This window comes from Campylobacter sp. FU_520 (assembly GCF_025772385.1).
Lineage (GTDB): Bacteria > Campylobacterota > Campylobacteria > Campylobacterales > Campylobacteraceae > Campylobacter_D > Campylobacter_D lari_C.
Window position 1 is genome coordinate 17,027 of record NZ_JAKMRZ010000005.1, and the last position, 20,181, is coordinate 37,207.

20 protein-coding genes are annotated in these 20,181 nt (G+C 30.2%); 18 read left to right on the forward strand and 2 right to left on the reverse strand.

The features are described 5' to 3' along the window. Nucleotides 1-78: 78 nt before the first annotated feature. Nucleotides 79-2,172, forward strand: a complete 2,094-nt coding sequence (locus L8W55_RS02745) for an RNA degradosome polyphosphate kinase (protein ID WP_263677226.1) — start codon at nt 79-81, stop codon at nt 2,170-2,172. Between the two features lie 20 nt (nt 2,173-2,192). On the opposite strand, the gene rpoD is transcribed toward L8W55_RS02745, so the two are convergent. Further along, entirely contained in the window at nt 2,193-4,070 is a 1,878-nt protein-coding gene (rpoD, locus tag L8W55_RS02750; protein ID WP_263677227.1) for an RNA polymerase sigma factor RpoD, read from the reverse strand. 134 nt (nt 4,071-4,204) lie between these two features. Here rpoD and L8W55_RS02755 point away from each other — a divergent pair, with 134 nt between their 5' ends. From L8W55_RS02755 to purU, 14 genes are all read left to right on the forward strand, one after another. Next, entirely contained in the window at nt 4,205-5,017 is an 813-nt protein-coding gene (locus L8W55_RS02755; protein WP_263677228.1) for a flagellar hook-basal body protein, read from the forward strand. A gap of 17 nt (nt 5,018-5,034) precedes the next feature. Continuing rightward, a complete protein-coding gene (flgG, locus tag L8W55_RS02760) occupies nt 5,035-5,829 on the forward strand; it encodes a flagellar basal-body rod protein FlgG (RefSeq protein WP_039626513.1) in 795 nt (264 codons plus the stop codon). A gap of 170 nt (nt 5,830-5,999) precedes the next feature. After that, on the forward strand, nt 6,000-8,774 hold the full coding sequence (gene napA / locus L8W55_RS02765; protein ID WP_263677231.1) for a periplasmic nitrate reductase subunit alpha: 2,775 nt from the start codon (nt 6,000-6,002) through the stop codon (nt 8,772-8,774). Nucleotides 8,775-8,776: 2 nt separating this feature from the next. Next, nucleotides 8,777-9,526 (forward strand): ferredoxin-type protein NapG, encoded by a 750-nt coding sequence (gene napG, locus L8W55_RS02770; protein WP_263677233.1) that lies wholly within the window; start codon nt 8,777-8,779, stop codon nt 9,524-9,526. Then, nucleotides 9,523-10,314, forward strand: a complete 792-nt coding sequence (napH, locus tag L8W55_RS02775; protein ID WP_263677235.1) for a quinol dehydrogenase ferredoxin subunit NapH — start codon at nt 9,523-9,525, stop codon at nt 10,312-10,314. Before napG ends, napH begins: the two co-directional genes overlap by 4 nt. After that, nucleotides 10,304-10,822, forward strand: a complete 519-nt coding sequence (locus L8W55_RS02780) for a nitrate reductase cytochrome c-type subunit (protein WP_047208405.1) — start codon at nt 10,304-10,306, stop codon at nt 10,820-10,822. Before napH ends, L8W55_RS02780 begins: the two co-directional genes overlap by 11 nt. A 4-nt stretch (nt 10,823-10,826) precedes the next feature. Beyond that, on the forward strand, nt 10,827-11,753 hold the full coding sequence (locus tag L8W55_RS02785; RefSeq protein ID WP_263677237.1) for a WD40 repeat domain-containing protein: 927 nt from the start codon (nt 10,827-10,829) through the stop codon (nt 11,751-11,753). Continuing rightward, a complete protein-coding gene (locus tag L8W55_RS02790) occupies nt 11,740-12,075 on the forward strand; it encodes a chaperone NapD (RefSeq protein ID WP_039618619.1) in 336 nt (111 codons plus the stop codon). The genes L8W55_RS02785 and L8W55_RS02790 overlap by 14 nt, the downstream gene beginning before the upstream one ends. 2 nt (nt 12,076-12,077) lie before the next feature. Then, nucleotides 12,078-12,245, forward strand: coding sequence for a hypothetical protein (locus L8W55_RS02795; RefSeq protein WP_263677238.1), 168 nt, complete (start codon nt 12,078-12,080; stop codon nt 12,243-12,245). A 2-nt stretch (nt 12,246-12,247) separates the two neighbouring features. Beyond that, on the forward strand, nt 12,248-13,420 hold the full coding sequence (locus tag L8W55_RS02800) for an MFS transporter (RefSeq protein ID WP_263677239.1): 1,173 nt from the start codon (nt 12,248-12,250) through the stop codon (nt 13,418-13,420). A gap of 63 nt (nt 13,421-13,483) precedes the next feature. Further along, on the forward strand, nt 13,484-13,732 hold the full coding sequence (locus L8W55_RS02805) for a hypothetical protein (RefSeq protein WP_087691144.1): 249 nt from the start codon (nt 13,484-13,486) through the stop codon (nt 13,730-13,732). Further along, on the forward strand, nt 13,729-14,166 hold the full coding sequence (ciaD, locus tag L8W55_RS02810; protein WP_047208402.1) for an effector protein CiaD: 438 nt from the start codon (nt 13,729-13,731) through the stop codon (nt 14,164-14,166). Before L8W55_RS02805 ends, ciaD begins: the two co-directional genes overlap by 4 nt. Next, complete coding sequence (locus L8W55_RS02815; RefSeq protein WP_263677240.1) at nt 14,135-15,244, forward strand: CCA tRNA nucleotidyltransferase; 1,110 nt, start codon at nt 14,135-14,137, stop codon at nt 15,242-15,244. Before ciaD ends, L8W55_RS02815 begins: the two co-directional genes overlap by 32 nt. Then, nucleotides 15,241-16,068, forward strand: coding sequence for a formyltetrahydrofolate deformylase (gene purU / locus L8W55_RS02820; RefSeq protein ID WP_263677241.1), 828 nt, complete (start codon nt 15,241-15,243; stop codon nt 16,066-16,068). The genes L8W55_RS02815 and purU overlap by 4 nt, the downstream gene beginning before the upstream one ends. A 28-nt stretch (nt 16,069-16,096) precedes the next feature. On the opposite strand, the gene glnA is transcribed toward purU, so the two are convergent. Then, nucleotides 16,097-17,527 (reverse strand): type I glutamate--ammonia ligase, encoded by a 1,431-nt coding sequence (glnA, locus tag L8W55_RS02825; protein ID WP_263677242.1) that lies wholly within the window; start codon nt 17,525-17,527, stop codon nt 16,097-16,099. A 202-nt stretch (nt 17,528-17,729) separates the two neighbouring features. Here glnA and L8W55_RS02830 point away from each other — a divergent pair, with 202 nt between their 5' ends. The 3 genes from L8W55_RS02830 to purE are packed head-to-tail and all read left to right on the forward strand — an operon-like array spanning nt 17,730 to nt 20,181. Further along, nucleotides 17,730-18,437: a protein phosphatase CheZ gene (locus tag L8W55_RS02830; protein ID WP_263677243.1), complete on the forward strand. Its 708-nt coding sequence runs from the start codon at nt 17,730-17,732 to the stop codon at nt 18,435-18,437. Next, nucleotides 18,434-19,690 (forward strand): peptidase U32 family protein, encoded by a 1,257-nt coding sequence (locus L8W55_RS02835; protein ID WP_263677244.1) that lies wholly within the window; start codon nt 18,434-18,436, stop codon nt 19,688-19,690. Before L8W55_RS02830 ends, L8W55_RS02835 begins: the two co-directional genes overlap by 4 nt. After that, a complete protein-coding gene (gene purE / locus L8W55_RS02840) occupies nt 19,687-20,181 on the forward strand; it encodes a 5-(carboxyamino)imidazole ribonucleotide mutase (RefSeq protein ID WP_263677245.1) in 495 nt (164 codons plus the stop codon). Before L8W55_RS02835 ends, purE begins: the two co-directional genes overlap by 4 nt.

The following is a 20,181-nucleotide window of genomic DNA, read 5'->3' on the forward strand; positions in this document are numbered from 1 at the left end:
TACTATTATAAAAATAAAATAAATTTTAATGAAAGAAATACTAAAATATTAAATACTAGAAAATAAGGTAGGTGTATTATGCAAATTCAACCATCAATGTATATCAATAGAGAACTTTCTTGGCTTGCATTTAATTCTCGTGTTTTGGATCAATGCTCTAAAGATCTTCCCTTGCTTGAAAAACTTAAATTTATTGCTATATATTGTACAAATTTAGATGAGTTTTATATGATAAGAGTGGCAGGATTAAAACAGCTTTTTGTAGCAGGAATAAGTACGGCAAGTAATGATGAAATGACCCCACTTGCGCAACTTAAAGCCATTAGAAATTATTTACACGAAGAAAAATATGTAGTAGAGCAGTATTTTACTAAAATAACTCAAGATTTAGAAAAAGAAAATTTATTTATTCGTTCTTACGAAGAGCTTGATGAGGATTTAAAACAGCAATGTAATGAGCATTTTTTTTCTAATATTTTTCCTGTGATAGTACCTATTGCAGTTGATGCAACCCATCCTTTTCCGCATTTAAACAATCTTTCATTTTCTTTAGCAGTAAAGCTTTGTGATCCTATGCATCCTGAGCTTTTAAAATTTGGCATGATACGCATACCTAGGGTTTTACCAAGATTTTACCAAGTAAGTTCGAATATTTATGTGCCTATAGAAAGTATAGTGCGTCACCATACTGAGCATATTTTTCCTGGCTATAAGCTTTTATCATCTGCTGCTTTTAGAGTAACCAGAAATGCAGATATGGAGATAGAAGAAGAAGAGGCTGATGATTTTATGTTGATTTTAGAGCAGGGTTTAAAGCTTCGTAGAAAAGGTGCTTTTATACGCTTGCAAATAGAAAAAGGCGCAGATGAGCAGTTGATTGAGTTTTTAAGTTCCCATATGAATATTTTTCATAAAGATATTTACGAATACAGTATACTTTTAAATTTACCATCACTGTGGCAAATTATTTCTAATAAAGAATTTACACACTTGCTAAACCCTGTATATACACCAAAAATTTTACCACCTTTTGGAGATAATGTATCTATTTTTAGCGCAATTGATAAACAAGATATTTTGGCTATACAGCCTTATGAGAGTTTTGAGCCTGTGTATCAATTTATCAAAGAAGCAAGTAAAGACCCTAAAGTTGTTTCTATAAGAATGACTCTTTATAGGGTGGAAAAAAATTCAAACATAGTCCAAGCTTTAATTGACGCAGCAAGCGATGGTAAACAAGTGACTGTAATGGTAGAGTTAAAGGCGCGTTTTGATGAGGAAAATAACTTACACTGGGCAAAATCATTAGAAAATGCAGGAGCTCATGTAATATATGGCATTACGGGTTTTAAAGTACATGCAAAAGTGGCTCAAGTGATTAGAAAAGAAGGGGAAAAATTAAAAATTTATAATCATCTAAGTACAGGCAATTATAATGCAAGTTCGGCTAAAATTTATACTGATGTAAGTTATTTTACTTCAAAAGAAGAATACTCTCAAGATACCACAACCTTTTTTCATATACTTTCAGGATATAGTAAAAGCCGTCGCTTAAAGACTTTATCAATGAGTCCAAAGCAAATCAAAGAAAGAATTTTAGATATGATAACTACTGAAGCAAATCATGGAAAAGATGGAGTAATCATAGCTAAAATGAATGCTTTGGTAGATGGTGATGTGATTAAAGCTTTATATGATGCTTCAAATAAGGGTGTTAAAATAGATCTTATTGTGCGTGGAATTTGTTGTTTAAGACCTGGGGTAAAAGGATATAGTGAAAATATAAAGGTTAGAAGTATAGTAGGAAAATATTTAGAGCATGCTAGAATTTTATATTTTAAGCACACTGAGCCAAATTATTTTATTTCAAGTGCTGATTGGATGCCAAGAAATTTAGAAAGAAGACTAGAATTAATGACTCCTATTTTTGATGAGCATTCGCGTGCAAAACTAGCTCAAATTTTAAAACTGCAATTAAGCGATAATGATTTGGCTTATGAGTTAGATAGCGAAGGAAGATATCGCAAGGTTGCTTTAAATGAAGCAGAAAAAGTTAATAATTCTCAGCAAATCTTAGAAGAATACATTAGTAGAATTTTTAATACCTTAAAAAAAGATACTGATCATAGTAGAGCAGCACATTTAGCAACGAAGCTTTTTAGAGATAGCTAATCCTTGCTTTTTAGCAAGGATTATTTCCAACCTTCTATATAATTTTTAAGTTTTCTACCAACTTTTGGATGTTTGAGTTTTTTTATAGCTGAGCTTTCTATTTGTCTTACTCTTTCTCTTGTGACATTTAATTCTTTACCGATTTCTTCTAAGGTTCTATCACTTTCATCATCCATTAAACCAAAACGCATTCTAATAACAGCTTTTTCTCTATCATTAAGCTGATCTAAAACCTCATCAATTTGTTCTTTTAAATCATCTTTTAAGATATGATCCATAGGTGAAATTGAAGTTCTATCTTCTACAAAGTCTCCAAATTTACCATCATCTTCATTGCTAATAGGTGCTTCTAGGGAAATTGGTTCTTTAGTGATTTTAATCACTTGTTTTACTTTATCTACGCTAAGTCCCACTTCTTTAGCAATAATACTTACATCAGGTTCTTTACCTTCTTTTTGCAAATACTCGCGAATGATTTTATTGATTTGATTAATAGTTTCTATCATATGAATAGGAATTCTAATCGTTCTTGCTTGATCAGCAATTGCTCTTGAAATAGCTTGTCTAATCCACCAAGTTGCATAGGTTGAAAATTTATAACCGCGTTTATATTCAAATTTATCTACCGCTTTCATTAAGCCTATATTGCCCTCTTGGATCAAATCTAAAAATGGTAATCCACGATTGGTATATCTTTTGGCAATGCTTACAACCAAGCGTAAATTTGATTTTGCCATTCTAGTTTTAGCCTCATCTGAGATTTTTTTACCGCGTTTGATTTGCTCTAAAATTTCTTTTAGTTGATCTTTTTCTAAATCAAAAGAATTTTGACTAGCCTCTTTAGTTTGAATGAGTTTTTTTATTTCCATATAAGTGCTTACCATGGTAGTTTCTAGTGCGCGTTCAGCGATTTCTTCTTTGCTAAGTTTGGTAATATCTTTTAAGATATCTTGGTGTCTTTGTTTTAATTCTTCTGAAAACATCGGCAAACGATATTCTAAGCGTTTTAATTCTTTGTCAAATTCTTCATCGCTTTTTAAAGCTGTTTCCATGGATTTTACGATTTCAGAGATAAGTTTTGAAGTTGGACCTAGATCCATCAGTTTTTCTTTTAATATATTTTTCTTAAAAGCAATAATTAATTTATCTAATAATTCATCATCGTTTTTTTCTGCATTAATAGTAGATATGGTTTTTAACCATTCTTTTTTTGCTTTTTCTAAAGCTTTAAAACTTTCTATAACTTTTAAGGTTCTTTCGTCTTCTTTTTTACTTGTTTTTTTAGGTTTTTTTTCGCTTGAGCTTTCATTTTCCTCGTTTTCATTTTCCTCTTCAGAGTCTATTTCATCATCGCTTTTATCGTCATCACTTTTGTCATCATCTTCAAAGCTTTTAAAAAGCTCTTTTACTCTTCTTTCTCTATTAATCAAAGGTTCTTTATAATCAAGTATAAAATCAATCAAATAAGGCACCGAACAAAAAGCATCGATGATAATGTCTTCGCCTAGTTCAATTTTTTTAGAAATTTCAACTTCCTCATCCTTGTTTAAAAGAGCAATTTGTCCCATTTCTCTTAAATACATTCTAACAGGTGAGTCTGATCTACTCCATTCTAATAAATCATTTTCATTGGCTAAATCAAATTCATTTTCTAAACTTGTATCTTGTAATTTTTGTTTTTCTTCTTGTAATTTTTTTGCTTCTTCTAAATTTCTTTTTTTAGCAATTTCGGCTGAAGAGATTAATTCTACTTTGTATTTATCCATTAAATCACGGATTTTTTTTGCACTTGTTGCATTTGGAAGCTTTGCAAAATACTTGACAAGTTTTTCATATGTGATATAATCTTTAGAATTTTCTTTGAAAAGTTCTTCTAAAACATTGGTTTCATTAGCCATGGATACCCCTTGTATTTAAGTAATGAGTGTAAAACTAAATATTATGCCTAAAGATTAATTAAAAACAAATAAAAACATTTTGGAACAGCTTTTGCTTTGTTAGTGAAAAATTAAGATTTTAGTTAGGAAAAACAATGCAAAATGGGTATTATCAAGCCACTGGTGCTATGGTTACGCAGTTTAATCGCTTAGATGTTGTAACTAATAACCTAGCAAATGTAAATACAAGTGGCTATAAAAGAGATAATGTTGTTATTGCAGATTTTAAAAGGATTTTTAAAGAAACTCAAGATGAGTTGCCTATACAAAATCACACAAGAGATGCTGCAAGATTTGTAAATACAACTATAGATAGAGTTCCACAAGTTAATCATGTCTATACAAATTTTAGCGTAGGTTCTATGAAAATGACGCATAATCCTTTGGATTTAGCTCTTACTCGTGAAGATACTTTTTACTTAATTAAAACAAATAATGGCGAAGTAAGATTAAGCCAAGATGGAAATTTCCAGCTTGATGATGAGGGCTATTTGGTAAATCGTCAAGGATATAGAGTTTTAAGCAGTGATTATTTTAACAATACTGAAAATGATGGCATACGCATAGGAGATTCTACTTCTTTTATTAATGTGGATAAAAACGGAATCATTAGTGCGTCTAATCAAGATATAGCAAGATTATTCGTCGCACAAGTTGATGATTTGAGAGATTTACAAAAAGATGGCGATAATATGTATAAAATCGATAATTTAAACAAAATTAGAGATTTGCCAAATTCAAATGCCATTAAGCAAGGTTTTACTCAAGGATCAAATGTTAATCCAGTTACAGAAATGGTAGGATTAATCGAAGCAAATAGAATGGTTGAGATGTACCAAAAAGTTATGACATCTCATATGGATGATTTAAATCAAGAAGCTATTAATAAATTAGCAAGTACTAAATAAAACTAAGGATAGATAAAATGTTAAGATCATTATACACAGCAGCATCAGGGATGGTGTCACAACAAACACAAATTGATGTAACTTCAAATAATATTTCAAATGTTAATACAGTAGGTTATAAAAAATCGCGTGCAGAATTTGCAGATTTAATGTATCAAACGATGAAATACGCAGGTACTTCAACTTCAAGCACTACAAAACACCCAAGTGGTATAGAAGTGGGTCTTGGCTCAAGAGTGACAGCTGTGAGTAAAATTTTTAGCGAAGGTAGTTTAAAGCAAACTTCAACTTCAGGTCTTGATATGGCAATTGCTGGTAATAATGGTTTTTTTCAAATTCAAATGCCTGATGGAACTATAGCTTATACTAGAAATGGTCAATTTACTAAAGATGCTGAAGGAAATATTGTAAATTCAGATGGTTATAGACTTTTGCCGGAAATGACTATACCTGAGGATGCTACAGCTATTAACGTAGCAAGTGATGGAACGGTTTCTGTTATGCAACCAGGAAATACAGCTGAAACTCAAATAGGTCAAATTGAGCTTGTAAATTTTATTAATCCTGCAGGTTTACATGCTTTAGGGGATAATCTTTTAGTAGAAACTGATGCAAGTGGAGCGCCTATTGCAGGTATAGCGGGAGAGAATGGATTTTCTGTAATCAAACATGGCTTTGTAGAGCTAAGTAATGTTCAGCTTGTAGAAGAAATGACAGATCTTATCACAGGGCAAAGAGCTTATGAGGCAGGCTCAAAGGCAATCACTACAAGTGATGATATGCTTGGAATTGTAAATCAATTAAAACGCTAGAATTAACTAGCGTTTTATAATATGCAAAAAATATTAAAAAAATACTAAAAAACTCTTATTTATAAATACTTATAAAATATTCTTTTTATAATTTAAATTTAAACTAATCATAGTAATATTATATTTATGTATTCTTTATATACATAAATAAAACAATAACGAGGGATATAATGAACAGAAGAGACTTCATTAAAAATACCGCTATTGCTAGTGCTTGTGGTGTTGCAGGTCTTAGTGTTCCAAGTAGTGTGCTTGCAAATACTGAGAATAAATGGCGTTGGGATAAGGCTGTTTGTAGATTTTGTGGTACAGGCTGTGGAATTTTAGTTGCAAGTTTAGATGGTAAAATTGTTGCTGTAAAAGGAGACCCAGCAGCTCCGGTAAATCGTGGGTTAAATTGTATTAAAGGTTATTTTAATGCAAAAATTATGTATGGAGAAGATCGCTTAGTAACACCTTTACTTCGTGTAAATGCAAAAGGTGAGTTTGATAAAAAAGGAAAATTCCAACAAGTTTCTTGGCAAAGAGCTTTTGATGAAATGGAAAAACAATTCAAAAAAGCCTATAAAGAAAAAGGTGCTGAGGGAATTGGAATTTTTGCAAGTGGTCAATATACTATACAAGAAGGATATGCTGCTGCAAAATTAGTAAAAGCTGGTTTTAGATCAAACAATATAGATCCAAATGCACGTCATTGTATGGCTAGTGCTGTTGTTGGTTTTATGCAAACTTTTGGGGTTGATGAGCCTTCTGGTTGTTATGATGATATAGAACTTACTGATACTATTATTACTTGGGGTGCAAATATGGCAGAAATGCATCCGATTTTATGGTCAAGGGTAAGTGATAGAAAATTAAGCAATTTAGATAAAGTTAAAATCGTAAATTTATCTACTTTTTCTAATAGAACTTCTCATATAGCAGATACTGAAATTATTTTCAAGCCAAATACTGATTTAGCTATTTGGAATTATATCGCTAGAGAGATTGTTTATAATCATCCTGAAGCTATGGATAAAGAATTTATTGAAAAACATTGTATTTTTACAACAGGTTATGCTGATATTGGTTATGGAATGAGAAATAATCCAAACCATCCTAAATTTAAAGCAAGTGAAAAAGATACCGTAGCAAAACAAAATGCTATTATTGTAGATGAAGAAGAAGCAGTATCTTTGGCTTATTTGGGGGTAAAAGCAGGCGATAAATTTGAAATGAAACACCAAAGTGCTCCTGATGCGCATTGGGAAATTTCATTTGAAGATTTCAAAAAAGCTTTAGAGCCTTATACGCTTGATTATGTTGCTAAAGTTGCTAAGGGTAATGAAGATGAAAGTATAGAAGAATTTAAGAAAAAACTTCAAGAATTAGCAAATTTATATATAGAAAAAAATAGAAAAGTTGTAAGTTTTTGGACTATGGGCTTTAATCAACACACAAGAGGTACTTGGGTAAATGAGCAAGCTTATATGGTGCATTTTTTACTTGGTAAACAAGCCAAGCCAGGTAATGGTGCTTTTTCATTAACAGGGCAACCAAGTGCTTGTGGAACTGCAAGAGAGGTAGGGACTTTTTCACACCGTTTGCCTGCTGATATGGTGGTTGCAAATCCTAAACACAGAGAAATTAGTGAAAAAATTTGGAAAGTTCCTGCAAAAACAATCAATCCTAAACCAGGCGCTCCATACTTAAAAATCATGAGAGATTTAGAAGATGGAAATATCAAATTTGCTTGGGTGCAAGTAAATAATCCTTGGCAAAATACAGCTAATGCAAATCACTGGATAGCAGCAGCTAGAGAAATGGATAATTTTATCGTTGTGAGTGATTGTTACCCAGGAATTAGTGCTAAGGTGGCAGATTTAATTTTACCAAGTGCTATGATTTATGAAAAATGGGGTGCTTATGGTAATGCTGAAAGAAGAACTCAACACTGGAAACAACAAGTATTGCCTGTAGGTGAAGCTATGAGTGATACTTGGCAAATCATGGAATTTTCAAAACGCTTTAAATTAAAAGAAGTTTGGGGTGAAACTAAGGTAAATGATAAACTTACCCTGCCAAGTGTTTTAGAAGAAGCTAAAGCTATGGGTTATAGCGAAGATGATACTTTATATGATGTATTATTTGCTAATAAAGAAGCAAAATCTTTCAAAGCTAAAGATAATATTGCAAAAGGATTTGATAATTCTGAAGTATTTGGCGATGAGAGAAAAGTTGTAGGTAGCGATGGTAAAGAATTTAATGGATATGGATTTTTTGTACAAAAATATCTATGGGAAGAATACCGCAAATTTGGCTTGGGTCATGGACATGATTTAGCTGATTTTGATACTTATCATAAAGTAAGGGGCTTAAGATGGCCTGTGGTAAATGGTAAAGAAACTCAATGGAGATTTAATACTAAATTTGATTATTATGCTAAAAAAGCTGCTCCAAATTCAGACTTTGCGTTTTATGGTGATTTTGCCAAAGAATTACCAAAAGGAGATTTACTAGCTCCACAAACTAAAGAAAAATATAGTTTAAAAAACAAAGTGAAAATTTTCTTTAGACCATTTATGAAAGCACCTGAAAGACCAAGCAAAGAATATCCATTCTGGTTATGTACTGGTAGGGTTTTAGAGCATTGGCATAGTGGAACTATGACTATGAGGGTTCCTGAGCTTTTCCGTGCAGTACCTGAAGCACTTTGTTATATGAATGAAGATGATGCTAAGGCTATGAAAATTAATCAAGGTGATATCGTATGGGTAGAATCACGCCGTGGCAAAGTAAAAGCTAGAGTAGATTTTCGTGGTAGAAATAAACCTTCTAAAGGCCTTGTGTATGTGCCTTGGTTTGATGAGAATGTGTATATAAATAAAGTTACACTAGATGCAACTTGTCCATTGTCTAATCAAACAGATTTCAAAAAATGTGCCGTAAAAATTACTAAAGCATAAAAATGAAAAATAGAAGAGAATTTTTAGCCTTTGCTTTCAAGCTTTTATGTATAGGAAGCGGAAGTGCATTTTTGGCAAGTTTAGCATTTAGCTCAAATCAGGAGTATTTTTTAAGACCTCCTGGAGCAGATGATGAAAAAGAATTTTTATCAAAATGCATACGATGCGGACTTTGTGTAAAAGCTTGCCCTTATGATGTTTTGAAGCTAGCAAATTTAGAAAATAGTGCTAAAAATGGCACACCTTTTTTTGTAGCAAGAGAAAATCCTTGTAGGTTATGTGAGGATATACCTTGTATAAGAGATTGTCCTACAAATGCTCTAGATCATAAATATCTAGAGCAAAATAATGGAATTTATAAAACAAAAATGGGTATAGCTATAATTGATAGTGCAAGTTGTGTTGCTTATTGGGGAATTCAATGTGATGCTTGTTATAGGGCTTGTCCTTTAATAGATAAAGCATTAAAACTTGAAACAAAACGCAATGAAAGAACCGCAAAGCACGCATTTTTACTACCTGTGGTAGATCATGAAGTGTGTGTTGGATGTGGGATTTGTGAAAAAGCTTGTATAACACAAAAGGCAGCTATTAGAGTTTTACCTAGAGAGTTTGTTTTAGGAAAAGCTGGGGATAATTACATCAAAGGTTGGGATGAAAAAGATGAAAAACGTTTGCAAGATGTAAACACAGATAAAAATTTCAATAAAAATAAGGCTAAAGATTATCTTAATGATGGAGAATTGCTATGAAATATCTTATTTTAAGAAGAATAGTGCAATTGTCTATTTTGACTTTTTTTTCTTTTGGTGTATTTAATTTTATATTAAAAGGAAATTTAAGCTCTTCGGTTTTATTTTCTTCGGTGCCACTAAGTGATCCTTTTGCATTTATTCAACTTGCTTTAGCAAGTTTGCAAGTAGATTTAATGGCTTTAAGTGGTGCTTTAATAGTATTTTTATTTTATGCTATTTTTGCCGGAAGAGCGTTTTGTGCTTGGGTTTGTCCTGTGAATATCATTACTGATTTTGCCTATTTTATTAGAAATAAATTAGGCTTTAATCAAGCAAGAGTTTTTAATGTAAATAAAAATTTACGTTATTATGTTTTAGCTTTTGTTTTGATTTTTTCTTTTCTTTTTTCTTTTCCTGTTTTTGAGGAATTTTCTTATATAGGAATAATCCAAAGAGGGATTATTTTTGGCGGTGTTTCTTGGCTTTTTGTAGCTTTGATTATTTTTTGTATAGATACATTTTTTAGTCCAAGATTTACTTGTTCGCATTTTTGTCCTTTAGGGGCTTTTTGGGCTTTAGGTTCGCATTTTTCATTACTAAAAGTAAGATATAACTTGCAAAAATGCACTAAGTGTTACAAATGCCTTGGAGTATGTCCTGAAAAGCAAGTACTTTGGATGATAGGCAAAGAAAATCAAGATATAAAATCGGGTGAATGTATAAGATGTGGAAAATGTATTGATGTTTGCGGTGATGATGCTTTAGGTTTTAGTATAATAAATTTAAGGAGAGAAAATGAAAAATAAAATCTTTTTATCCTTAGCAGCAGCTGTTTTAATAAGTGCTTGTGGGCTTGCTGTTAAAAGTGTTGATTCAAAAGATATAGGTTTAAGAAAAACAAGTTTAGAAAGTGAAAATGTAGAGTTGTTGGATGCTAAATACTCTCAAGCTTTAGCTGGTGAATCTGTTTTGATTGAGAGGTCATTTGAAAATGCTCCACCATTGATTCCACATACCTTAGAGGATATGCTTCCAATTACCAAAGATAATAATATTTGCTTAAGTTGCCATGATAAAGCAGTAGCAAAAGACTTAGCTGCGACAGCACTTCCAAGTAGCCATTATTTTGATTTAAGAAAAAATAAATCTACTAAAGATATGGTAAGTGATGCAAGATTTAATTGTACGCAATGTCATGTACCACAAAGTGATGCTAAACCTTTAGTGGGAAATAGCTTTGAAGCTAAATTTAAAAGCGAGGAATCAAAGAGAAAATCTAATTTCTTAGATGTTTTAAATGAAGGTGTAAAATAAAATTATGAAAAAAATATTTTTAATCTTGTTAGTGAGTATTTATGTATTTAGCTATGAGCTTAAACTTGATTCAAATTTAAATGCTTTAAAGCTTACTGATAATAGTTTGTTTATAGGACTTGATAATGGAGAAATAAACCAATATTTCATTAAAGATAAAAAAATGCAAAAAATCACTCAGTTAGATAAGATTAAAAATTTTTATGAAGAAAATCTTAGCCCTAGAATTTATAGTATTGATTACTTAAATGGGGCTATTTTGATTTTAAGTGAAGGTGATTTTGGAAGCAAAAAATTACATGTTTACAAAAATAAACAACTTTTAAGCTATGATTTAACTAATGATGGAGTGAAAAAGGCTTTGTTTTTAGATGATAATACTATTTTATTGGCCTTGCTAGGTTCTAATATAGAGCTTTTTGATCTAAAAACAAAAAGTGTTGTAAAAAATTTTACTTTTTCTAGTTCAAGCTTAAGTGATGTGGTTTTAAATGAAACAAAAACTCAATTAGTGGCAGGTTTTGAAAGTGGCGAAATAATACTTTTTGATGTGAAAAAATGGCAAAAAATAAAAAGCTATAAGAGTATTCATAAGGATAATATCTATCAACTTGATTTTAAAAACACAGCTATTGCAAGCTGTAGCACTGATAGAAAATTAGGTATAATACAAAATGACCAAGAAAAAAATATAGAAAGAGATTTTTTGATTTATACTTGTGCTTTAAATAAAGATGGCTCAATAGCAGTTTTTGGAGATAATGAAAAAAATATCATAGAACTTATAGATACTAAAAATTTAAAAACGATAAAAAAATTCCAAAATAAAGATTTTTTGCTAGAATATCTTATATTTTTAAACGAGCATGAGTTTATTAGCGCAGGTTATGAAAACAAAATTATATTTTGGAGTATAGATGAATCTTTCTAGTGTGTTGATTTTAACTAAAGAAGAAAAATTAGAAAAACTTAAAAAGCAAATTCAACAAACACCTTGCTGTAGTGTGGAATTAGCTCAGGATGAAAAAATTATAGTGGTAATAGAAAGTGAAAATTTAGATGATGAGTTAAAAGCATATAAACAATTAGAACAACTTGATGGGGTGGTGAGTATTAATATGGTTTTTTCTTATCAGGATTTAGACGAAGAAAGAGAGAAAATTTTAAAAGCAAATTTTGAAGCAAATACTTTTGATGAGAATTTAAAAAAAGATAATATAGAATACTATGGTAATGTCTTTAGGAAGTATTGATTATGATTTTTTTAATACCTTTGATAGCGATCATATCTTCTATTTTTATTATTGATTATTTTTATTTTTCTAAAGAAAATGAAATAATAAAAGAGCAAAAACAAATAGAACAAAAAGATACTAAGCAAGATAAACAAAAATATCTTGAAAATATATTAAATCAAAAATAATCATGTATACGCAAATTTCATATAAAAAATTCTTTTGGATTAATATTTTAGTTGTAATTACCCTTGCTTTAAATTTAAGAGCACCTATAACTTCCATAGGCCCTATGATAGAATATATCCAAGAATATTATAAAATAAATTCAGCCCTAGCAGGTATGCTAACAACCTTACCTTTAATAGCTTTTGGGCTTATACCTTTTTTTGTAGCGTATTTTTCGCAAATTAAAGCTTTGTTTTTTGCCTTAATTTTGATTGTTTTTGGAGAGTTTATTAGAAGTTATGGGGGTAATATAGGTTTATTTTCTGGGGTTTTTCTAATCGGAGCAGGCATTGCAATAGCTAATGTTTTATTACCTTCTTTTGTAAAAGAAAAATTTGCAAAAAATGCTTATAAAATAATGGGTTTATATGGATCGATTATGGGTTTATCTTCAATTGCTGGCGTGGCCTTATCGCTTCCTTTGCTTAAAATTTTTGAAGTACCTCAGGCTATGTTTTTTTGGGTTATATTAGCTTTGATTGCTTTGATTTTTTATTTTCCACATTTGAAAAATAAAAGATTATTGCGTCCTAAAAAGAAAAATATCAATAAAATAAATCTTTTTTTAAATTTAACAGCTTGGAAAGTTACTATTGTAATGGGACTACAAAGTTTTTTATCTTATAGTCTTTTTGCTTGGCTTAGTGTGATGATAAGTGAAAAAGGTTTTGGAATTGATTTTGGTTCTAATGTTTTATTACTTTCTCAAATCATAGGCATGCCTGTGGCATTTTTATTGCCTATTGTTTTAGGAAAACTAAGAGCTCATGCTGAGAGTTTTGTTATTATAATATTAGGTTTTTTATATGTTTTAAGTTTTATTTTGGTGTTTTTTTGTGATGTAAAATTAGTGTTACTATTAGCAGCTATTTTTTTAGGTTTTGCATCTAGTGGGGTTTTTACAATTTCATTATTGTTTATTGCTATAAAAAGTTCAAATTCTTTTATAGCAGCTAAACTTTCTGCCATGTCACAAGGCATAGGATATTTAATAGCAGCTCAAGCACCTTGGATTATAGGTATGCTCCATGATAATTTTAGAAATTTCACTTCAGGCTTTATTATGCTTATTGTAGTAGCTGTAATACTTAATATTTTTGTATTTTTAGCTTATAAAGCTCCTGTGATTAAGTAAAAATTAAAATAAATTAAAGTCTTTTTTGTTAGAATTTTGACATTTTATTTTTTTTGTGAGTTGATAATGCGATATACAGTAACAGAAGCCTCTATTTATGAAGCACAAGGTTTAAAAGATGAAGCTTTGGAGATTTATAAAAATATATTAAAACAAGATCCGCAAAATAAAAATGCCATTGATGCTATAAGGCGTTTAAGTGGTTTGCGTTCTAATCATGAAGATTTAAATTATGATATGCTTGATTTTTTTGTCAATATGAAAAGTGAAGAAGAAATTAATGAATTTAAAAGGTGGTTGATAAAACTATGAATATAGAAGATTTAGCAAAAATGGCCATAAGTGAAGTTAATTCAGAATTAGATAACAAAAAAAGTAAAAATGATGAATTTGCTCCTATGGTAGAAGAAATTACTCAAGAAAAAAGTGTTAATACTCAAGAGAAAAAAATCAAAGAAGAAATTAGCAAGGTTACGCAAGAGCTAATTCAAGAATTAGATGATTTAGAAGTAAAAGTAAAAGATGAGAAGCAAAATGTCGCTATTAAGGTTGAAGCTTTAGAAGAAAAAGAAGAAAGTATTATAAACAATGAAGAATTTTTCTTAAAAAATCTTAGAGAGCGTATCTTGGTTTTATTTGAAGGATTAAAAAATACTAAAGATGAGCATATAGAAAAAAGATTAGATATGACCATTACTTTTTTAGAGTTTTTGCTTGCAAAGATTGAAGATAGACTTAAAAAATGACCAAGATTTTTTAAGTATTAAAAATATACTTAAGCCTTACACACGAAGGGCTTATTTAGTAGGTGGTTGTGTAAGGAATTCTTTTTTAGATTTATCTAGTGATGATTATGATATAGAAATTTATGATATTAAGCCTAAGCTTTTTGATGAGCTTATGCAAAAACTTGGTGCAAATGGAGTAGGAAAAAGTTTTTTTGTATATAAATACAAAAAATTTGATTTAGCTCTAGCACGTTATGAAAATAAAATTTCTACAGGCCATAGAGGTTTTGAAGTTAAAGTTTGTAATGATGAGCAAGAAGGTGCTAAAAGAAGGGATTTTACCATTAATGCATTGATGGTAAATATTTTTGATTTTGAATTTTTAGATTTTTTTAATGGTTTGCAAGATTTGCAAGCAAAGATTATAAAGCATATTGATGATAAAAGTTTTGTTGAAGATAGTTTAAGAGTGCTTCGTGGAATTTCTTTTGCATGCAGGTTTGATTTAACAATTGCAAAAGAAAGTTTAAAATTAATGCAAACTATGGATATAAGTGATTTATCTAAAGAGCGTATTAACAATGAACTTTATAAAATTTTTAAAACTTCAAGACTAAATAAAGCTTATGAGTATTTCAAAATTTTAAACTTAGAGGAAAAAATATTTTTTCATCAAAGCTGTAATAAAGAATTTGAAAGACTTTTAGAACAAAGTCAAAAAATAATTTGCGATGAGGCTTTGTTTTTGTATTTGTATTTGAATTTTTTTCATATAAATAAAGAGGATTTTTTTAAAAAAACAAAATTAAAAAAAGAACTATTAAAAAAATGTGAACAAGAATTTATTTTAGGTAAAATTGATGTTTTTGATTTGGCTAAAATTGCTTTAAAAATACCACTTTGCAAATGGCTTGGGCTCTGGGATGATGAGCGTATGGTACAGGCAAAGAAATTAAATTTATATCATCATGCTTTTGAAAGTAAAGTTAGTGCAAATGATTTACTAAAGGAAGGACTTAGTGGGAAAGAACTTGGGATTGAGCTTGAAAAAAGAAGATTACAAGAATTAAAAAACTATATAAAGGAGCAAAAATGAATGAATATATTTTAAAAATTTCAAGTAGTGATGAGAAAGGGTTGATTTATAGAATTTCAGATGTTATTTTTAAATATAGAATTAATATTATAAAAAATGATGAATTTGTTGGAGAAGATCGTTTTTTCTTTAGAGCACATTTAGAAGGTGAGCTTGATATAAAAGCTTTTAAAGGAACACTTGAAGCTATGCTTCCTGATAATGCACAAATTGAAATTACACCAAAGAGAAAAAAAGATATTATTGTTTTAGCTACTAAAGAAACTCATTGTTTAGGTGAGTTGCTTATCCGTCAATTTAGTGGCGAATTTAATGCAAATATTAAAGCAGTTGTTGCAAATTATGAGATATTAAAACCTTTAGTGGATAAATTTAACATACCTTTTCATACTATTTTGGCACAGGATTTAAGCAGACAAGAGCATGAAGAAAAATTACTAGAGTGTTTAAAACAATATGAGTTTGATTATATTGTTTTAGCAAAATATATGAGAATATTATCTCCATCTTTTGTGGAGCATTTTGAAGGAAAAATTATTAATATCCACCATTCTTTTTTACCTGCATTTATAGGAGCTAATCCTTATAAGCAAGCTTATGAAAGAGGAGTGAAGATTATAGGTGCAACAGCACATTTTGTAAATAATAACTTAGATGAGGGACCAATTATCACCCAAGATGTTATACCGGTTACTCATGAATATTCTTGGCAGGCTATGCAACAAGCAGGACGCAATGTGGAAAAAAATGTTTTTTCTAAGGCTTTGGATTTAGTGTTTGATGATAGGATTTTTATACACGAAAATAAAACAATAGTATTTTAAATTTTTGATGCCAAAAAGGCATCAAAAATTAGCAAGAATAACAAGTTTTAAATTCATATGCAGTTGGTCTAGCTTCTACAGGCCATACTTGGGTTTCAAATTTCATATGTTGATAATCATCAATAAACACATCACTCATAACAGGCTTTAAAAAAGCATTTTTTCTAATGAGTGCTTCTAAAGATCCTCTTAAAGTATGAGGTAATTGTTCTATACCTTTTTCTCTAATTTCATCTAGGGTTAGTGCAAATAAATTTTCATCCATAGGGCCAACCGGTATGGTTTTGTTTTTAATACCATCAAGTCCTGCCATAAGCAAGCTTGTAAAAGCCAAGTAGGGATTAGAAGTACTATCAGGAAATCTTATTTCTACTCTTGCGCTTTTTTCGTTAATACCATAAGGCACGCGACAACTTGCAGAGCGATTTTGGCAAGAATAAGTTAATATACAAGGTGCTTCAAAACCTGGAACTATTCTTTTATAAGAGTTTGAACTAGGATTAGTAAATGCTGCAACACTTCTTGCATTAGCTAAAATTCCACCGATGTAATTAATCGCACATTCGCTTAATTTTCCATAGCCTTCTTTATCATAAAATAAATTTACTCCATCTTTCCAAAGGCTCATATGCACATGCATACCACTTCCATTATCTCCATAGAGTGGTTTTGGCATAAAGGTTGCAGTTTTTCCATTTAAATGTGCGACCATTTTCACTACATATTTATAAATTTGTACATTATCAGCAGCTTCAACTAAATTTCCAAATTCTACACCAATCTCAGCTTGTCCTTGTGCTACTTCATGATGATGTACGAAAGTTTTTAAGCCAACCCTTTCTAAAACTTGTACCATTTCAGCTCTAATATCTACACTAGAATCAATAGGACTTACAGGAAAATATCCGCCTTTATTTCTTGGGCGATGTCCGCTATTGTAACTATCTGTGAAATCTTTATTATCATTCCACTCACCTTCTTCAGTATCTACTTCATATTTTGCACAATGAGAAGAATCAACTATTTTTACATTATCAAAAATAAAAAATTCATTTTCAGGACCAAAATAAGCAGTGTCAGCGATATTGCTTGTACTTAAGTGTTGCATTGCTTTTTTAGCAATACTTCTTGGACATTTTTCATACATTTGATCTTTGTAAATATCATATACATCACAAATTACTATGATAGTAGGATCTGCTGTAAATGGATCTAAAAACGCACTTTCTACATCAGGTTTTAAAATCATATCTGATTTTTCTATAGGTTGCCAACCGTGCAAAGAACTTGCATCAAAAGGAATTCCATTTTCAAAAGTTTTATTATCAATTGCTTTTATATTATAAGTGATATGGTGCCAAGTACCTATCATATCAGTAAATCTAAAATCAACAAACAAAACTTCATGTTCTTGGCAATAGCTAAAAAACTCATCAATATTATTTACAAACTTACCCATTTTTTCTCCTTTTTACCAGGTTTTAATTTATTTTTTAAGATTGTAGTATATTTTTTTTAAATTAAGTTTAAATTAATATTTTTTTTATAGTCAAATATAAAAAAATGTTATTTTGTATAAAAAAACTAAAATTAATATTGATTTATATTTTTTTGTAATATAATCTCGCATTAGTTTTTTTATTATTAAAAAAGGTGTAATAATGACTCAAGAAGAATTAGATGCTTTAATGAATAGCACTGAAGACTTAGATCTTGACTCTGCGGAGGATGTGGAAGTAAAACCTGAGACAGATTATGAAGATGAGGAAAAAAATCAGCAAATTGTAAATGATATGATTAATGGTGATTATAAAGCAAGGGCAGATATGGCTTGGCCACCACCACCACCTAGTAAAGAACATAAAGTTGTACATCAACTCGATGATGTTACAAGAGATAGCGAAATCAAAGCAACTGAAATGATGGAAAAATTAGAAGCTATTAATGATTTTTTTGCAAATTCAGAAAATGAGCTTTGTGTAATTAGTGATGCTTTAAATAAAAATATAGAAATTTTTGAAAAATTAAATGCAAAATTTCCTAATGTTGCAAGCTTTAAAGAGGCTATAGAAACTAATAATAATGCTAAAAATATTATAGATGAAATTACAGGTTGTTTGCAAACTGGGCAAGATGAGGTTATGATGGCAATGGATGCTATGCAATATCAAGATATTCATCGTCAAAAAATCGAACGTGTTATTAATGTTATGAGAGCTTTAAGTAGATATATGAGTAGTTTATTTGAGGGTAAAATTGATGATGAAAAACGCGTAGGATCGGCTGTGCATATCCAAGGTGATACAACTACAGATGTTGTAAGTAATGATGATATTGAGGCATTAATCGCAAGTTTAGGAAAAAAATGATTATTCCTGAAATAGTAGCTCCTGCGGGAAATTTTACAAAGTTAAAAATAGCATTAGCTTATGGAGCTGATGCTGTTTATGCAGGAGTGAGTAATTTTTCATTAAGAGCAAGAACTGCTAGAGATTTTAATTATGAAACTTTTAAAGAAGCTATTGATTATACGCATGCAAGAGGAAAAAAAATTTATGTAACCATTAATGGTTTTCATTTTAGTTCGCAAATTGAGGGTTTAAAAAGACATATTTTGAAGTTAAAAGAAATGAAACCTGATGCTTTTATAGTAGCTTCTGTGGGTGCTATGCGTTTAGTTAAAGAACTTGCACCTGAAATTAATCTTCATGTATCTACTCAAGCTAATATTTTAAACTATTTAGACGCTCAAGTTTATAAAGATATGGGAGCTAAACGTGTTGTTATAGCAAGGGAGCTAGGTTTAAAAGATGCAAAAGATTTAAAAAATAATTGTGATATCGAGCTTGAAAGTTTTGTGCATGGTTCCATGTGTTTTGCATATTCTGGTAGATGTTTAATAAGTTCAGTGCAAAGTGGGCGTATGAGTAATCGTGGCTCTTGTGCAAATGATTGTAGATTTAATTATGAGCTTTATGCGAAAAATCCAGAAACAAATACGCTTTTTAGATTAGAAGAAGATGAAAATGGCACACATGTATTTAATTCTAAAGATTTAAATTTAAGCTCATATATTCAAAAAATTATGCAAGAAAATTGTATTCATGCTTTTAAAATAGAAGGAAGAACAAAAAGTGAGTATTATGTAGCTTTGACTACAAGAACTTATAAAATGGCAGTGCAAGATGTATTGCAAAATACTTTTGATGCTGTTAAATACGAAAAAGAAATTCATACTTTAAAACACAGAGGTTTTACGGATGGATATTTAGTTTCAAGAGCTTATGAAAAAACCGATTCTATTAATCATGATACAAGCATAGAAGAAGGAACCCATCAAGTACATGCTATTAGCGAAGATGGTGAGTTTTTTAAATGTAAAGGCAAAATTGAATTAAACAAAGAATATGAAATTTTAGCCCCGGTTAATTCTAATATAGAATTAGGAGAAAATAAACTAGGTTTAATTTATGAAAATGATGGTAAGAAATTTATAGTTTTTAAACAATTATTAGCCAAAAATAATAAAGAATTTAGTGAAATTCATAGTGGTAATGAAAACGAAATTACTTTACCGTTTAAGTTTCCAGAATTTAGCTTTTTAAGAAGGAGTGTTGAATGAAATTTGTTTCTATATTAATGGGAAGCAAGAGTGATTATGATGTGGTAAAAGAAGCTTTGGGAATTTTGGAAAAATTTGATGTTAAATATGAAATCTTAATCACTTCAGCTCATAGAAGTCCTCAAAGAACTCAAGAATACATTAAAAACGCAGAAGAAAAAGGTGCTAAAGTATTTATCGCCGCAGCGGGTATGGCAGCACATTTAGCAGGGGCTGTTGCAGCGCACACAACAAAACCTGTTTTAGGTATACCTATGCCAGGAAGTAATTTAGCAAGTATGGATTCTTTATTTTCTACTGTGCAAATGCCAAGTGGAATTCCTGTTGCAACTGTAGCTATAGGTAAAGCAGGGGCTATTAATGCAGCTTATTTAGCTGTGCAAATTTTGGCAATAGAAGATGAATCTTTAGCGCAAAAATTATTAGAAGATAGACAAAAACAACAAGAAAAATTAATCCAAGATTCTAATACAATTGAAGTTTTTCTTTAA

Bases quoted from the DNA above. Each gene is read 5' to 3' on its own strand.
- L8W55_RS02800 (WP_263677239.1), top strand. From the start codon at position 12,248: ATGTATACGCAAATTTCATATAAAAAATTCTTTTGGATTAATATTTTA.
- purU (WP_263677241.1), top strand. From the start codon at position 15,241: ATGAATGAATATATTTTAAAAATTTCAAGTAGTGATGAGAAAGGGTTG.
- flgG (WP_039626513.1), top strand. From the start codon at position 5,035: ATGTTAAGATCATTATACACAGCAGCATCAGGGATGGTGTCACAACAA.
- L8W55_RS02780 (WP_047208405.1), top strand. From the start codon at position 10,304: ATGAAAAATAAAATCTTTTTATCCTTAGCAGCAGCTGTTTTAATAAGT.
- purE (WP_263677245.1), top strand. From the start codon at position 19,687: ATGAAATTTGTTTCTATATTAATGGGAAGCAAGAGTGATTATGATGTG.
- L8W55_RS02745 (WP_263677226.1), top strand. From the start codon at position 79: ATGCAAATTCAACCATCAATGTATATCAATAGAGAACTTTCTTGGCTT.
- napA (WP_263677231.1), top strand. From the start codon at position 6,000: ATGAACAGAAGAGACTTCATTAAAAATACCGCTATTGCTAGTGCTTGT.
- L8W55_RS02785 (WP_263677237.1), top strand. From the start codon at position 10,827: ATGAAAAAAATATTTTTAATCTTGTTAGTGAGTATTTATGTATTTAGC.
- napH (WP_263677235.1), top strand. From the start codon at position 9,523: ATGAAATATCTTATTTTAAGAAGAATAGTGCAATTGTCTATTTTGACT.
- L8W55_RS02830 (WP_263677243.1), top strand. From the start codon at position 17,730: ATGACTCAAGAAGAATTAGATGCTTTAATGAATAGCACTGAAGACTTA.
- L8W55_RS02795 (WP_263677238.1), top strand. From the start codon at position 12,078: ATGATTTTTTTAATACCTTTGATAGCGATCATATCTTCTATTTTTATT.
- L8W55_RS02790 (WP_039618619.1), top strand. From the start codon at position 11,740: ATGAATCTTTCTAGTGTGTTGATTTTAACTAAAGAAGAAAAATTAGAA.
- L8W55_RS02755 (WP_263677228.1), top strand. From the start codon at position 4,205: ATGCAAAATGGGTATTATCAAGCCACTGGTGCTATGGTTACGCAGTTT.
- L8W55_RS02835 (WP_263677244.1), top strand. From the start codon at position 18,434: ATGATTATTCCTGAAATAGTAGCTCCTGCGGGAAATTTTACAAAGTTA.
- rpoD (WP_263677227.1), bottom strand. From the start codon at position 4,070: ATGGCTAATGAAACCAATGTTTTAGAAGAACTTTTCAAAGAAAATTCT.
- glnA (WP_263677242.1), bottom strand. From the start codon at position 17,527: ATGGGTAAGTTTGTAAATAATATTGATGAGTTTTTTAGCTATTGCCAA.
- ciaD (WP_047208402.1), top strand. From the start codon at position 13,729: ATGAATATAGAAGATTTAGCAAAAATGGCCATAAGTGAAGTTAATTCA.
- napG (WP_263677233.1), top strand. From the start codon at position 8,777: ATGAAAAATAGAAGAGAATTTTTAGCCTTTGCTTTCAAGCTTTTATGT.